We start from the raw sequence: 13,958 nt of genomic DNA on the forward strand, positions 1-13,958 counted from the left end.
ACTCAGACCGCCTTGAGCCGCTTGCCCTCGGGGTCGTGGTCGACCCGCTGGGCGATGTCGCGCGTCCAGGCGCTGACCGCGGGCACCCGGGTGCGGTCGATGCGGTGGGCGTATTTGCGTGCCACGTCCACCACCTCGGCCAGCAGCCCCTCCTGCAGGGTGATCGGGTTGAGGCCGAGCGACAGGAACTGGTCGTTCTTGACCAGCAGGTCGTTCTCGTCCGCCTCCTTGCGGGGGTTGGGCAGGAACTTCACCTCGGCGCCGGTCAGCCGCGCCACGAGCTGCGCGAGGTCGCGGACCCGGTGGGTCTCGGTCATCTGGTTGAAGATGCGCACCCGCTCGCCCGCCTTGGGGGCGTCCGACAGCGCCAGCTCGATGCAGCGCACGCAGTCCTGCAGGTGGATGAAGGCGCGGGTCTGCCCGCCGGTGCCGTGCACCGTCAGCGGATAGCCGATCGCCGCCTGGATCAGGAAGCGGTTGAGCACCGTGCCGTAGTCGCCGTCATAGTCGAAGCGGTTGATCAGCTGCTCGTGGCGCCGGGTCTGGTCGGTGTGGGTGCCCCAGACGATGCCCTGATGTAGGTCGGTGATCCTGAGCCCGTCGTTCTGGGCGTAGAACTGGAACAGGATCTGATCGAGGCTCTTGGTCATGTGATAGACCGAGCCGGGGCGCGTCGGATACAGGATCTGCTGGGGTTTCTTGCCGGTCGGCGTGTCGATCTCGATGTCGAGATAGCCCTCGGGGATCGGCGCGCCGACCGAGGAATAGCCATAGACCCCCATCGTCCCAAGATGCACGAGATGCGCGTCGATGCCGGTTTCGACCAGCGCCGCCAGCACGTTGTGCGTCGCGTTGACGTTGTTGTCGACGGTATAGACCTTGTGGCGGTCGGTCTTCATCGAATAGGGCGCGGCGCGCTGTTCGGCGAAATGGATCAGCGCGTCGGGCTTGTGATCCGCGAGCCACGCCTTGAGCCGCTCGTATTCGGTGGCGAGGTTCAGCAGGTGGAAGTGGATCGTGTTGCCGCTCTCCTGCTTCCAGATCCGGCAGCGTTCCTGGATCGAATCCATCGGCGTCAGCGACTGCACGCCGAGTTCGGTGTCGATCCAGCGGCGGCTGAGGTTGTCGACGATGTGGACCTCGTGCCCGAGGTTGGAGAGGTGCAGCGAGGTGGGCCAGCCCACGAACCCATCGCCACCGAGAACCGCGATCCGCATTGAGGTCATCCTTCTTCATCGGGTGCGCAGGGCGGCCCCAGGCCGGGTGCGCGCTGCCGCCCCACTTATGGCGACAGCGTGACGGTTTCACGACAACGCGGCAAGGGCGCGCCGGTTGCCACCCGGCGGCGTGCAGCCGATGCTGCTCCGACCCCCCGGAGAGAGAGCCATGACCGCACCCCCAGCTTCCACCATTCCCCTCGCCGCGCTCGAGCGGTTCTGCCACGCCGCGTTCGCCGCCATCGGTGCCGATGAGCCGACGGGTGAGGCCGCGACCCGCGCCATGCTGCACGCCACCACGCTGGGGGTGGACAGCCACGGGGTCCGACTTCTGCCGCACTACCTCAAGGCGCTCGAGGGCGGGCGGCTGAACAAGGCGCCGCGGCTGACCCGCGCGGGCGGGCTGGGCGCGGTCGAGGTGCTCGACGCGGATCACGCGCAGGGCGCGCTCGGCGCCTACCGTGGGATGGAGCGCGCCTGTGACCTCGCCGCCGACTTCGGGGTGGGGGCGGTCGCGGTGCGCAACACGTCGCATTTCGGCGCGGCCGGGGCCTATGCGATGGCGGCGGCCGAGAGGGGGTACATCGGGCTGGCGCTCTGCAACTCGGACAGCTTCGTGCGGTTGCACGACGGCGCCGAGCGGTTCCACGGCACCAACCCCATCGCCGTGGGTGTGCCGGTGGCCGGGTCGGACCCGTGGCTGCTCGACATGGCGACGAGCGCGATCCCCTATAACCGGGTGCTGCTCTACCGCAGCCTCGGGACGGCGCTGCCCGAACAGGTCGCCTCGGACGCCGGGGGCGCGGACACACGCGACGCCGAGGCGGCCGAGATGCTGGCCCCGCTGGGGGCCGCGTTCGGGTTCAAGGGTGCGGGGCTGGCCGGGGTGGCCGAGATTCTCGCGGCAGTGCTGACGGGGATGCAGCTCAGCTTCGACATCCCGCTGATGGAGGGGCCCGATTTCGCCACACCGCGGCGCCTCGGGGCCTTTCTGCTGGCGCTGAACCCCGAGGCGTTCCTGGACCGCGCGCAGTTCGACGCCGGCATGGCGCGCTATCTCGACCGCCTTCGCGGATCGGCGGCGCGCACGGGCGGGCGAGTGATGGCCCCGGGCGACCGTGAATGGGCGGTGGCGGCCGAGCGGCGGATTGCGGGCGTGACGCTCGACCCGGCGACCGCGGCGGCGTTCGCCGAGATCGCGAGGGACCTCGGGATCGACCCGCCCGCCTGACATCGGCAAAACGGTATACCAGATTTTTCTTGACGTGGGGATGATTCGACCGCCATGTGACGGAAGTGGTCTGACCAGTTGACCGCCCGTCGTTGCGAGAAGGTAGCCGGGCAGCGCCGTCCGACCCGATCCGATCGGAGCCCTGGGGAGGACGCCCGATGCCCACCGACACGCGCAGCCATCGCGCCTGGCGCCAGACCGCCGACCTGATCCTGGCCCTGGTCGAGGCCCACCGGCTTGCGCCCGGCGACCGGCTGCCGGGCGAGCGTGATCTGGCCGAACGGCTGGGCGTCTCGCGCCCGTCGCTGCGCGAGGCGCTGATCGCGCTCGAGGTCGAGGGGCGGATCGACATCCGCATGGGGTCGGGCGTATATCTCGCCGCCGCCCCCGCGGCCGGGACCTGGCGCGCGGGCGCCATCGCGCTGCGCAGCGACGACGACGGGCCGTTCGAGATCCTCGAGGCGCGGGCGATCATCGAAAGCGCGGTCGCGGACGAAGCCGCGCGGCGCACCACGCCGGAACTCGTCGCCGCGCTCGACGCGATCCTGTCGCGGATGGAGGCGGCGACGACCGACCGCCCGGCGGCGATCCGCCTCGACGCGGCCTTTCACCGCGCCATCGCCGGCGCGACCGGCAACCCGGTGCTCGTCAACCTGACCAGCGACGTCTTCGACAAGCGGCTGACGCCGCTGTTCGACCGGCTCGCCGGGCATTTCGAGGGCCCCGGCACCTGGCGCGTGGCCCTGGCCGAGCATCGGGCCATCCGCGATGCCATCGCCGCGGGCGACCCCGACGCGGCCCGCGCCGCGATGCGCCGGCACCTCGAGCGGTCGCAACAGCGCTTCATCCAGACCTTCGCCGAGGCTCGCCCCGCGTCGCAGCCCGTCGCCGGGCCCACCGCCCGAGAGGACGCCGACACCACCGCCACCTGACCACGACACTCATGCCAACTGGGAGGAACCGCATGAAGACGACCCTCAAGGCCCTGATGGCCCCCCTGCTGACCGGCGCCATGCTTCTGGCCGGCACCACCCTCGCCCACGCCCAGACGACGCTCAAATGGGGCCATGTCTACGAGACGTCCGAACCGTTCCACACCGAATCCGTGTGGGCAGCCGAAGAGATCGGCAAGCGCACCGACGGGCGCTACAAGATCGAGGTGTTCCCCGCCTCGCAGCTCGGCAAGGAGGCCGACCTGAACCAGGGGCTCAAGCTCGGGACCGTGGACATCATCATCTCGGGGTCGAGCTTTCAGGCCCGCGAGTTCCCCCGCATCGGGGTGACCTACTACCCCTACATCTTCCGCAGCCCCGACCACCTGCTCGCCTACACCAAGAGCGACATCTACAAGACGCTGACGGGCGGCTATGAAGAGGCGACCGGCAACCACATCGCCGCCACGACCTATTACGGCACCCGCCACACCACCACGTCGGACCGCGTCATCGCCAAATGCGCCGACATGGCCGGGCTGAAGATCCGCGTCCCCGACGTGCCCGCCTATCTGGCGATGCCACGCGCCTGCGGCGCCAATACCACGCCCATCGCCTTTGCCGAGGTCTATCTCGCACTCCAGAACGGCACGGTCGAGGCGCAGGAGAACCCGCTCACCACCATCGACGCCAAGAAGTTCTACGAGGTGCAGAAGAACATCGCGCTGACCGGCCACATCGTGGACCACCTGAACACGGTGGTCAGCAAGACGCTGTGGACCAGCCTCTCGGACGCCGACAAGCAGGTGTTCACCGAGGTGATGATGGAGGCCGCCGAGCGGGCGACCAAGATCGTCGAAGAGCGCGAGGGCAAGCTGGTCGAGGATTTCCGCGGCCGCGGGCTGAACGTGACCGAGGTGGACAAGGCCGACTTCGAGAAGACGGTGCTCGAGAAGGTGCCGTTCGCCGAGTTCGGCTACGAGCAGGCCGACTGGGAGGCGATCCGCGCCGTCCAGTGACCCCAAGGGCCAGGGGGCGGTGCGATCCCGCCCGCCCCCGCGCCGCCGCCGCCTTCCCCGCCCGAGTGCAACCCGAGGACCGGCCCGATGCCCCACGCGCCGCACGACCCCGCCCATCGCCACGTCCCCACCGACCTGCACGCCGCCCCCCACGCGCCGATCAGCGTCGAGGAGATGGCCCATGCGTTCGAGGACGACGACGCCCATGCCGTCGACCTGTCGATCTATGCCGTCGAGGACTGGGTCACCATGGCGCTGTTCTGGCTGATGGGGCTGTGCGTCTTCCTGCAGTTCTTCACTCGCTACGCGCTGAACAACAGCCTCGCCTGGACTGAGGAGATCGCCGCCAACTGCCTCGTGGTGATCGTGTTCCTGGGCTCGGTCATGTGCGTGCGGCTGGGCCGGCACATCGCCGTGGACCTGCTCTACCGCTACGTGTCGCCGCGGACGCGCCGGGTGCTCGAGATCGCGGTCGACGTGCTCTCGATCGCCTTCTACGCCTACATGAGCTGGCTCATGTGGCGCTACATCGCCATCGTCGGGTCCGAGCGCATGGTGACCGTCAAGCTGCCGCGTGGGATCGTCTTCTACACCGTCTTCGCCGCCTTCGTGCTGATGTTCCTGCGCGCGGTCCAGCGCTTCGTCCACGACCTGCGCGCCGGGCGCAGCGTGCGCGAGGCCGCTGACGACCTCGGCCCGACCGGAGTCTGACCATGCTGCTGCTGATCGGTTCGTTCCTGCTGCTGATGATCGTCGGCGCCCCTGTCGCGGTGGCGATGGCGGTCGCCTCGCTGACCTACATCCTCGTCACGGGCGTCGCCCCCGACATCGTCGCCGCCCAGCGCATGATCGCGGGCGTCGAGAGTTTCCCGCTGATCGCGGTGCCCTTCTTCATCCTGGCCGGAAACCTGATGAACATCGCGGGCGTGACCGGGCGCATCTATCACTTCGCCCTGTCCCTCGTCGGCTGGATGAAGGGCGGGCTGGCGCAGGTCAACATCATCGGCTCGGTCATCTTCTCGGGGATGTCGGGCACGGCGCTGGCCGACGCGGCCGGGATCGGCACCATCGAGATCAAGGCGATGAAGGACCACGGCTATCCCACCGAGGCCGCCGTGGGGGTCACCGCCGCCTCGGCCACGCTGGGGCCGATCTTTCCGCCGTCCCTGCCCTTCGTGATCTACGGCATGATGGCGAACGCCTCGATCGGTGCGCTGTTCATGGCGGGGATCCTGCCCGGGCTGGTGATGACAGGGCTGATGATGCTGACCGTCTGGTTCTTCGCCCGCCGCTACGGCTGGGGGTCGGACACGCCCTTCGACCTGGGCGAACTCGCGCGTGCGGGCATCGAGGTGCTGGTAGTCATGTGCTTCCCGCTCGCGGTGTGGCTGCTGATCCTTGCGGGGGTCTCGGTCAACGTGGCCGTGATCGTGGCGCTGGCGGCGCTGATCGCGCTCGACTGGTATTTCGACTGGCACGCGGTGATGGCGCTGATGGCGCCGGTGCTGCTGATCGGCGGCATGACGATGGGTTGGTTCACACCCACCGAGGCCGCCGTGGCCGCCGTCCTCTGGTCGCTGTTCCTCGGGCTCGTGCGCTACCGCTCGATGACCTTCCGCACGCTGGCCAAGGCCTCGTTTGACACCATCGAGACCACCGCCTCGGTCCTCTTCATCGTCACCGCGGCGTCGATCTTTGCCTGGCTGCTCACCGTCAGCCAGGCAGCGCAGCTGTTCTCGGACGCCATGTTCGCGCTGACCGAGAACTGGTGGACGTTCCTCATCGTCGTCAACATCCTGCTGCTGGTCGTGGGGGCGTTCCTCGACACCATTGCCGCGATCTCGATCCTCGTGCCGATCCTGATGCCGGTCGCCGCGCGCTACGGCATCGACCCGGTGCACCTGGGCGTGGTGCTGACGCTGAACCTGATGATCGGGCTGCTGACCCCGCCGGTAGGCATGGTGCTGTTCGTCCTGTCGCGCATCTCGAAGCTGTCGGTCGAGCGGACCGCGCTGGCCATCCTGCCGTGGATGATCCCGCTGTTCGCGGCGCTGACCCTCATCACCTTCATTCCGGCGCTGACGCTGTGGCTGCCGACCCAACTGGGGCTGATCCGATGACCACGACCCGCGTTGCGCGGCTTTACGCCCCCCACGACCTGCGGGTCGAGACCGCGCCCGTCGCCGCCCCCGGACCGGGCGAGGTGCTGCTGGCGATGGAGGCCGGGGGCATCTGCGGCTCGGACCTGCACTACTACCACGACGGCGGCTTCGGCCCGGTCCGGGTGCGCGAGCCGATCATCTCGGGCCACGAGGCGTCGGGCCGGGTGCTGGCGCTCGGCGCGGGGGTCGGTGGCCCCGCCCCCGGCACCCTGGTCGCGGTCAACCCCTCGCAGCCCTGCGGCGCCTGCGAATACTGCCGCACGGGGCTGCCGATCCACTGCCTCGAGATGCAGTTCATGGGCAGCGCCATGCGCCTGCCCCATGCCCAGGGAATGTTCCGCGACCGGCTCGTGGTTGCCGCCTCGCAGGTCCATGCCTTCCCCGAAGGCGTGAGCGCCGCCGAGGCGGCCTGCACCGAGCCGCTGGCGGTCTGCCTGCACGCGGTCGGGCAGGCGCGGGACCTCGTCGGCGATCTGGCCGGGCTCAGGGTGATGATCACCGGCGCCGGTCCGATCGGGCTGCTCGTCCTCGCCGCCGCCCGCCACGCCGGGGCCGAGGGGGTGATCGTCACGGACCTGAGCGACGCCGGGCTGGCGCGGGCGCGCGAGATGGGCGCCGGGCAGACGATCAACGTCGGATCGGACCACGGCGCGCTCGCGCCGCTGTCCGAGGGCAAGGGGCAGGTCGATCTGGCGTTCGAATGCTCGGCCGCGGGACCGGCGCTGCGCGATGCCCTTGCCGTCCTGCGCCCGCGCGGCGTGCTGATCCAGGTCGGCGTGACCGGCGACATGACCATCCCGCTCAACACCCTCGTCGGCAAGGAGATCACGTGGCGCGGCTCGCAGCGCTTCCACGACGAATTCGCCGTGGCCGCGGGGCTGATCGGGCGGCGCGAGATCGACGTGCGGCCGATCATCAGCCACGCCCTGCCGCTGGCCCGCGCGGACGAGGCGTTCCGCCTCGCCTCGGACCGCACGACGGCCTGCAAGGTGCATCTGACCTTCGGGGCCGAGACATGAGGCCGACCTGGCGCTGGTTCGGTCCGGTCGACCGCGTGAGCCTGAGCGACGCGGCGCAGGCGGGGGCAGTCGGGATCGTCAGTGCGCTGCACCACATCCCCACCGGCACCGTCTGGCCCGAGGACGAGATTGCCCGCCGCCACGCCGAGATCCGCGCCGCGGGCCTCGTCTGGGACGTGGTCGAAAGCATCCCCGTGAGCGAGGCAATCAAGACCCAGAGCGGACCATGGCGCGGGCACGTCGCCGCCTGGTCCGAGACCCTGCGCCGGCTGGCCGCAAGCGGCATCCGCACGGTCTGCTACAACTTCATGCCGGTGCTCGACTGGACCCGCACCGACCTGCGCCGGGAAACGCGAGCCGGTGCCCGGGCGATGCGCTTCGATCTGCCCGACTTTGCGGCGTTCGACCTGCATATCCTGCGCCGACCGGGCGCCGCCGAGGACTATCCCCCGGCGCTGGTCGAGGAGGCCGGGCGCCGCCACGCGGGCTTTTCGGCGGCGCGGATCGCCGAGCTCGGGCGCAACATCGGCGCGGGGCTGCCCGGGTCGGCGGACGGCTATACGCTGGACGAGCTGCGCGAGCGACTGGCCGCCTATGACGGCATCGGCGCCGACCGGCTGCACGGTCACCTCGTCGACTTCCTGGCCGAGGTGGTGCCTGTGGCCGAGAACCTGGGCGTCAACCTCTGCGCCCACCCCGACGATCCGCCGTGGCCCCTGCTGGGCCTGCCCCGCATCCTCTCGACCGAGGGCGACTACCGCGCGATGCTTGACGCGGTGCCCTCGGCCGCGAACGGGGTGACGTTCTGCACCGGCTCGCTCGGGGCCCGCCCGGACAACGACCTGCCGGGGATGGCGGCGCGGCTCGGGCCGCACATCCATTTCGTCCACCTGCGCAACGTCACGCGCGAGGCCGAGGCGACGCCCTGTTCCTTTTTCGAGGACGAGCATCTCGAGGGTGGTACCGACATGGTCGCCGTGATCGCCGCGCTGCTGGACGAAGAGGCGCGCCGCCGCGCCGAGGGCCGTGCCGATGCCCGGATCCCCATGCGCCCCGACCACGGGCAAGAGATCCTCGACGACCTGACCCGCGGCGCGCAGCCGGGCTATCCGGCCATCGGCCGCCTCAAGGGCCTCGCCGAGCTGCGCGGGGTCGAGCGGGCCCTGACCCACCCGGCGCTGCGCCGCGCGGGTGCCGTCCCGGCCGAGGGGGCGGCATGAGGGCGCTCGTCTGCGGCGCACCGGGGCAGTTGCGCTTGGCCACCCGCCCCGATCCGGTCGCGGGGCCGGGCGAGGTGCTGGTCCGCATCCGCCACGTCGGCATCTGTGGAACCGATTTCCACATCTTCGCGGGCAAGCACCCGTTCCTCGAGTATCCGCGGGTCATGGGGCACGAGCTGTCGGGCATGGTCGAGACCGCCCCGCCCGGCAGTGGCCTTGCGCCGGGCGATTCCGTCTATGTCGTCCCCTATCTCGCCTGCGGGCGATGCGCGGCCTGTCGCCGGGGCCTAAGCAACGCCTGCATGGCCATCGCGGTGCTGGGGGTGCACACCGACGGCGGGATGGCCGATCTGGTCGCGGTGCCGGCCGCAAATGTCGTCCCGACCGGGGACATCCCGCTGATCGACGCCGCGATGATCGAGTTCCTCGCCATCGGGGCCCATGGCATCCGGCGCGGCGCGGTGACGGCTGGGGACCGGGTGCTCGTCACCGGCGCCGGGCCGATCGGGATTGCCGCGGTGCTCTTTGCCCGCGCCCGCGGGGCCGAGGTCACGGTGATGGACACCCGCGCCGACCGGCTGGCCTTTGCGTAAGCGTCCGTCCTGGCCGCCCTGCCGCGGGGTGAGAGGGGCGGATAGTGTCCACCATCGATAGTGGACACTATGGTGATGTCGTGGCGCGTCGGACGAAGCGGCTCTGGACGGACGAGGAGAAGCGGTCGATCTGCTTCCAGACGGCTGCGCCGGGTGTTTCCGTGGCCCAGGTTGCCCGGCGCTACGCGGTAAACGCGAACCTGATCTTCAAGTGGCTGCGCGATCCCCGTTATGCGCCGGACCCCGCCTCGGCTCCGCCCCTGCCAGAACAGGCGCGCTTTCTGCCGGTAGAGATTGTCGCGGAGCCCAGGTCTGCCCCGGCAGGACCTGCCGCCGACAGTTGCATCGAGATCGAGCTCGCGGGCGGGCATCGGATGCGCATCAGTGGCAACTACGATCCTGGGGCGCTCGCGCGGCTGATCCGGGGGCTCACGGTATGATCCCGGTTCCGGCGAACACGCGGGTCTGGTTGGCCGCCGGGGTGACGGACATGCGCAAGGGCTTTGCAGCCTTGGCGGCGCAGGCCGAGGCTGTGCTGAAGCAGAACCCATTCGGCGGGCATCTTTTTGTCTTCCGGGGCCGCCGGGGTGATCTGGTCAAGGTCATCTGGTGGGACGGCCAAGGGGCCTGCATGTTCATGAAGCGGCTGGAGAAGGGCCGCTTCGTCTGGCCCTCGGCCAAGGAGGGCAAGGTGGCTTTGTCGCCTGCGCAGTTGTCGATGCTGCTGGAGGGCATCGACTGGCGGGCCCCGGAACGGACGTGGCGGCCTCTGGCGGCGGGATAGTCCACAGGACCTGTAATCAATGATTCCCACAAGGAATCCCGTGGGATAAACTTCCCGCATGCTCGATCAGACCCTGGCCCTGCCGGAAGACCCAGAGGAGCTGCGCAGCTTCACCGCGCGGCTCTTGGCCGAGGTGAAGGCCCAGGCGATCCTGATCGAGAAGCTGCGGCACCAGTTGGCAGGGCACCGCGCCCACCGGTTCGGGGCATCGTCGGAGACGGCAGAACAGCTTCAACTGGCGCTGGAGAGCAGCGAGATCGCTGCTGCCGCGATGACCGCCCGGATGCGACTGCCGGACATCGAGGAGAAGGACAAACCCAAGCGCCGCCCGATCCCGGATCATATCCCACGGATGGAGGTCGAACTCGGCCCCGGTGCCGAGGCTTGCGCCGATTGCGGAGGCCGTCTGCGCCGGATCGGGGAGGATGTCACCGAGGAGTTGGAGTATGTTCCCAGCCGGTTTATCGTGAACCGGATCGTCCGGCCGCGCCTGACCTGCACCTGCTGCGAACGGTTCGTCCAGGCCCCGCTGCCCTCTCGCCCCATCGAGCGTGGCCGCCCGGGGCCGGGTCTGCTGGCCCATGTGCTGGTCAGCAAGTATGCAGATCACTTGCCGCTCTATCGCCAGAGCCAGATCTTCGATCGTGAGGGGCTCGATCTGGATCGCTCGACGCTGGCCGACTGGGTCGGCAAATCCACTGCCTTGCTTGAACCCCTCGCTGACGCCATCGGTCGCCATGTCCTGTCGGCCGAGGCGATCTTCGCCGACGACACGCCGGTCAGCATGCTCGCCCCGGGCACCGGCAAGACCCGCACCGCCCGGCTCTGGACTTATGCCCGTGACGAACGCCCTTGGGGCGGCTCCGCGCCGCCCGCTGCCTGGTATCGCTTCTCGGGCGACCGCAAAGGCCAGCACCCCAAGGATCACCTCGCCCGCTATCGCGGCTGGATGCACGCCGACGGCTATGCCGGGTTTGAAGACCTCTACCGCTCAGGCGCCATCCGCGAGGTCGCCTGCATGGCCCATGTCCGGCGCAAGTTCGTCGACATCCACCGATCCCAGGGCTCTCCGATAGCCCAAGAGGCCATAACTCGGATCGCCCGGCTCTATGCCGTGGAGAAGGAGGCCCGTGGCGCTCCGCCTGATCGCCGTGCCGAACTGCGACAGGCCCATGCCGCCCCCGTCTTCGACGAGCTGGAGGCGTGGCTGGCGATGCAACTCACCACGATCTCAGGCAAATCCCCGCTAGCCGCCGCCATCCGCTACGCCCTGACCCGCATGCAGCGTCTGCGCCCCTACCTCGACCACGGCATTCTCGAACTCGACAACAACGCCGCCGAACGCGGCATGCGCGCCGTTGCCCTCGGCCGCAAGAACTACCTCTTCGTCGGCTCGGAAGCAGGCGGAAAGACCGCCGCCATCGCCTACACCCTCATCGGGACAGCCAAGCTCAACGCCGTCGATCCACTCGCCTGGCTCGCTGATACCCTGGCCCGCATCCCCGACTACAAGATCACAAAGGTCGACGATCTGCTCCCATGGCGATGGAACGGGTAGCGGTCAGGCCGGACGCTTACGCCTTTGCCGCCGACACGCTCGGCGCATCGGCGACGGTGGACGCTGCGAGCCCCGGGGCCGAGGCGGCGCTGGCCGGGCTGACCGGCGGCGACGGGTTCGACGTGGTGGTGGACGCAACCGGCGCCGCTCCGCCCATCGAGCGGGGGTTCGGCTTTCTCGCCCACGGGGGACGCTATGTCCTGCTGTCGGTGGTGCGCGACCGGATCAGCTTTTCCGACCCCGAGTTCCACAAGCGCGAGGCAACGCTTCTGGCCAGCCGCAACGCCCTGCCCGAGGATTTCGCCGAGGTGGGGCGGCAGATGCGGGCAGGCCGCATCCCGACGGCGGCGCTGAACACCCACCGCGGGCCGCTCGACGACGCGGTGGGGTTGTTTCAGGCCTGGTCACGCCCCGAGGCGGGGGTGATCAAGGCGATCCTCGACCTCTGAGCCCCCTCAGGTCGTCACGTCGGGCGCGTCGCGGCCGGTGTGTTCGCGGATCAGCGCCAGTGCCTCGGCGGCGGCGATCACGGGGGCGAGCGCCTCGGCGGGGTCGAGGTCGTGGCGGCCGCACGGGCCCTCGTGCCGCTCGAGGTAGACGCGCAGGGTGGCGCCCTCGGTGCCGGTGCCGGACAGGCGGAACACCGCCCGGCTGCCGTCCGCGAAGAGCACCCGGATGCCCTGCCGGGCCGAGGTCGAGCCGTCCACCGGGTCGGCATAGGCGAAATCATCCGCCTCGGTCACCGTGAGCCCGGCGAAGGACTGCCCGGGCAGCGCGGTCACCATCCCGCGCAACCGCTCGATCAGCGCGCTCGCGCGGGCGGCGTCCACGCCCTCGTAGTCGTGGCGGCTGTAGTAGTCGCGCCCGTAGCGCGCCCAGTGGTCGGCCATCACCGCCGCGACCGGCTGCTGCCGCGCGGCGAGGATGTTCAGCCACAAGAGCACCGCCCAAAGCCCGTCCTTCTCGCGCACGTGGTCCGAGCCGGTGCCCGCGCTCTCCTCGCCGCAGATCGTCACCCGGCCCGCGTCGAGCAGGTTGCCGAAGAACTTCCACCCGGTCGGCGTCTCGTAGAGCGCGATCCCCAGCGCCTCGGCCACCCGGTCGGCGGCGCGGCTGGTCGGCATCGACCGGGCGATGCCCTTGAGCCCGCCGGCGCAGGCCGGGGCGGCGGTCGCGTTGGCGGCCAGCACGGCAAGGCTGTCCGACGGCGTGACATAGACCCCGCGGCCGAGGATCATGTTGCGGTCCCCGTCCCCGTCCGAGGCGGCGGCGAAATCGGGGGCGTCGGCGCCGAGCATCAGCTCGACCAGATCCCGGGCCCAGACCGGGTTCGGGTCCGGGTGGCCGCCGCCGAAATCGGGCTGCGGGACGGCGTTGACCACGGTGCCCGGGGCCGCGCCCAGCCGGCGCTCGAGGATCTCGGTCGCGTAGGGGCCGGTGACAGCGTGCATCGCGTCGAAGCGCATGGTGAAGCCGCCCGCGAAGAGCGCGCGGATGGCGGGAAAGTCGAACAGCCGCTCCATCAGCGCGGCGTAGTCGGCGACGGGATCGACGATCTCGACCACCATCTCGCCCAGCCGCGCCTCGCCCACCGCGCCCAGATCGAGGTCGGGGGTGTCGAGCGTGTGATAGGCGTCGATGGTCGCGGTGCGGGCGAAAATCGCGTCGGTGACCGACTCGGGCGCGGGGCCGCCGTTCGGGCCGTTGAACTTCATCCCGAAGTCCTCGTCCGGGCCGCCGGGGTTGTGGCTTGCGGACAGGATGATCCCGCCGTCCGCGCCGTTGAGGCGGATCAGATGCGAGGCCGCGGGGGTCGAGAGCAGCCCGCCCTGCCCGACGATCATCCGCGCGACGCCATTGGCCGCCGCCATCCGCAGGATGGTCTGCACGGCCGCGGCGTTACCGAAGCGGCCGTCGCCGCCCAGGACCAGCGTCAGCCCCGCCACCCCGCCGAGCGAGTCGAACAGCGACTGGGTGAAGTTCTCGAGATAGCCGGGCTGCATGAACTCGCGCGTCTTCTTGCGCAGGCCCGAGGTGCCGGGCTTCTGCCCCGCGATGGGACGGGTGGGCACGGTCCGGGCAGAGGGGGCGGTCATGGCGGGCAGCTCCTGTCGGTCATGTCGGGGTCGCCATAGCGCAGTCGGGCGGGGCGCGACAGGGGCGGCCGCGCGGGCCTGCGGGCGGGTTGAGGCGGAAGGCGACGGCGGGTGCGACAGTTTGCCC

General features: G+C 70.1%; 14 protein-coding genes. 12 read left to right on the forward strand and 2 right to left on the reverse strand.

Annotated features, from left to right (window positions below; genetic code table 11):
* Window positions 1-2 precede the first annotated feature (2 nt).
* Window positions 3-1,217 (reverse strand): NAD-dependent epimerase/dehydratase family protein, encoded by a 1,215-nt coding sequence (locus tag HGN31_RS06135; RefSeq protein WP_036703662.1) that lies wholly within the window; start codon window positions 1,215-1,217, stop codon window positions 3-5.
* A 169-nt stretch (window positions 1,218-1,386) separates the two neighbouring features.
* On the opposite strand from HGN31_RS06135, the gene HGN31_RS06140 reads away from it, so the two are divergent.
* The 12 genes from HGN31_RS06140 to HGN31_RS06195 all read left to right on the forward strand — a co-directional run bounded on the left by HGN31_RS06140 (window position 1,387) and on the right by HGN31_RS06195 (window position 12,184).
* On the forward strand, window positions 1,387-2,448 hold the full coding sequence (locus HGN31_RS06140) for an Ldh family oxidoreductase (RefSeq protein WP_168782653.1): 1,062 nt from the start codon (window positions 1,387-1,389) through the stop codon (window positions 2,446-2,448).
* Between the two features lie 158 nt (window positions 2,449-2,606).
* Window positions 2,607-3,380 (forward strand): FadR/GntR family transcriptional regulator, encoded by a 774-nt coding sequence (locus tag HGN31_RS06145; RefSeq protein WP_168782654.1) that lies wholly within the window; start codon window positions 2,607-2,609, stop codon window positions 3,378-3,380.
* Between the two features lie 32 nt (window positions 3,381-3,412).
* Window positions 3,413-4,399: a sialic acid TRAP transporter substrate-binding protein SiaP gene (locus tag HGN31_RS06150; RefSeq protein WP_036734964.1), complete on the forward strand. Its 987-nt coding sequence runs from the start codon at window positions 3,413-3,415 to the stop codon at window positions 4,397-4,399.
* Between the two features lie 87 nt (window positions 4,400-4,486).
* Window positions 4,487-5,110: a TRAP transporter small permease gene (locus tag HGN31_RS06155; RefSeq protein WP_168782655.1), complete on the forward strand. Its 624-nt coding sequence runs from the start codon at window positions 4,487-4,489 to the stop codon at window positions 5,108-5,110.
* A gap of 2 nt (window positions 5,111-5,112) precedes the next feature.
* The gene (locus tag HGN31_RS06160) at window positions 5,113-6,519 is read left to right on the forward strand and encodes a TRAP transporter large permease (RefSeq protein WP_168782656.1); all 1,407 of its coding nucleotides are present in this window, start codon (window positions 5,113-5,115) and stop codon (window positions 6,517-6,519) included.
* The gene (locus HGN31_RS06165) at window positions 6,516-7,580 is read left to right on the forward strand and encodes an L-idonate 5-dehydrogenase (RefSeq protein WP_036733624.1); all 1,065 of its coding nucleotides are present in this window, start codon (window positions 6,516-6,518) and stop codon (window positions 7,578-7,580) included. The genes HGN31_RS06160 and HGN31_RS06165 overlap by 4 nt, the downstream gene beginning before the upstream one ends.
* Window positions 7,577-8,800: a mannonate dehydratase gene (gene uxuA, locus HGN31_RS06170; RefSeq protein WP_052176383.1), complete on the forward strand. Its 1,224-nt coding sequence runs from the start codon at window positions 7,577-7,579 to the stop codon at window positions 8,798-8,800. Before HGN31_RS06165 ends, uxuA begins: the two co-directional genes overlap by 4 nt.
* Window positions 8,797-9,393, forward strand: a complete 597-nt coding sequence (locus HGN31_RS06175; protein WP_168782657.1) for an alcohol dehydrogenase catalytic domain-containing protein — start codon at window positions 8,797-8,799, stop codon at window positions 9,391-9,393. Before uxuA ends, HGN31_RS06175 begins: the two co-directional genes overlap by 4 nt.
* Before the next feature lie 44 nt (window positions 9,394-9,437).
* Window positions 9,438-9,833, forward strand: coding sequence for an IS66-like element accessory protein TnpA (gene tnpA / locus HGN31_RS06180; protein ID WP_036712921.1), 396 nt, complete (start codon window positions 9,438-9,440; stop codon window positions 9,831-9,833).
* Window positions 9,830-10,177, forward strand: coding sequence for an IS66 family insertion sequence element accessory protein TnpB (gene tnpB / locus HGN31_RS06185; RefSeq protein WP_036705738.1), 348 nt, complete (start codon window positions 9,830-9,832; stop codon window positions 10,175-10,177). Before tnpA ends, tnpB begins: the two co-directional genes overlap by 4 nt.
* Window positions 10,178-10,235: 58 nt before the next feature.
* Window positions 10,236-11,735 (forward strand): IS66 family transposase, encoded by a 1,500-nt coding sequence (gene tnpC / locus HGN31_RS06190; RefSeq protein ID WP_168782658.1) that lies wholly within the window; start codon window positions 10,236-10,238, stop codon window positions 11,733-11,735.
* Window positions 11,717-12,184: a zinc-binding dehydrogenase gene (locus HGN31_RS06195; RefSeq protein ID WP_168782659.1), complete on the forward strand. Its 468-nt coding sequence runs from the start codon at window positions 11,717-11,719 to the stop codon at window positions 12,182-12,184. Before tnpC ends, HGN31_RS06195 begins: the two co-directional genes overlap by 19 nt.
* Before the next feature lie 6 nt (window positions 12,185-12,190).
* On the opposite strand, the gene HGN31_RS06200 is transcribed toward HGN31_RS06195, so the two are convergent.
* Complete coding sequence (locus tag HGN31_RS06200) at window positions 12,191-13,831, reverse strand: alpha-D-glucose phosphate-specific phosphoglucomutase (RefSeq protein ID WP_168782660.1); 1,641 nt, start codon at window positions 13,829-13,831, stop codon at window positions 12,191-12,193.
* Between the last annotated feature and the right edge of the window lie 127 nt (window positions 13,832-13,958).

It is taken from the genome of Paracoccus sanguinis (genome assembly GCF_012689545.1).
Taxonomy (GTDB): domain Bacteria; phylum Pseudomonadota; class Alphaproteobacteria; order Rhodobacterales; family Rhodobacteraceae; genus Paracoccus; species Paracoccus panacisoli.

Bases quoted from the DNA above. Each gene is read 5' to 3' on its own strand.
- HGN31_RS06135 (WP_036703662.1), bottom strand. From the start codon at position 1,217: ATGCGGATCGCGGTTCTCGGTGGCGATGGGTTCGTGGGCTGGCCCACC.
- HGN31_RS06140 (WP_168782653.1), top strand. From the start codon at position 1,387: ATGACCGCACCCCCAGCTTCCACCATTCCCCTCGCCGCGCTCGAGCGG.
- HGN31_RS06145 (WP_168782654.1), top strand. From the start codon at position 2,607: ATGCCCACCGACACGCGCAGCCATCGCGCCTGGCGCCAGACCGCCGAC.
- HGN31_RS06150 (WP_036734964.1), top strand. From the start codon at position 3,413: ATGAAGACGACCCTCAAGGCCCTGATGGCCCCCCTGCTGACCGGCGCC.
- HGN31_RS06155 (WP_168782655.1), top strand. From the start codon at position 4,487: ATGCCCCACGCGCCGCACGACCCCGCCCATCGCCACGTCCCCACCGAC.
- HGN31_RS06160 (WP_168782656.1), top strand. From the start codon at position 5,113: ATGCTGCTGCTGATCGGTTCGTTCCTGCTGCTGATGATCGTCGGCGCC.
- HGN31_RS06165 (WP_036733624.1), top strand. From the start codon at position 6,516: ATGACCACGACCCGCGTTGCGCGGCTTTACGCCCCCCACGACCTGCGG.
- uxuA (WP_052176383.1), top strand. From the start codon at position 7,577: ATGAGGCCGACCTGGCGCTGGTTCGGTCCGGTCGACCGCGTGAGCCTG.
- HGN31_RS06175 (WP_168782657.1), top strand. From the start codon at position 8,797: ATGAGGGCGCTCGTCTGCGGCGCACCGGGGCAGTTGCGCTTGGCCACC.
- tnpB (WP_036705738.1), top strand. From the start codon at position 9,830: ATGATCCCGGTTCCGGCGAACACGCGGGTCTGGTTGGCCGCCGGGGTG.
- tnpC (WP_168782658.1), top strand. From the start codon at position 10,236: ATGCTCGATCAGACCCTGGCCCTGCCGGAAGACCCAGAGGAGCTGCGC.
- HGN31_RS06195 (WP_168782659.1), top strand. From the start codon at position 11,717: ATGGCGATGGAACGGGTAGCGGTCAGGCCGGACGCTTACGCCTTTGCC.
- HGN31_RS06200 (WP_168782660.1), bottom strand. From the start codon at position 13,831: ATGACCGCCCCCTCTGCCCGGACCGTGCCCACCCGTCCCATCGCGGGG.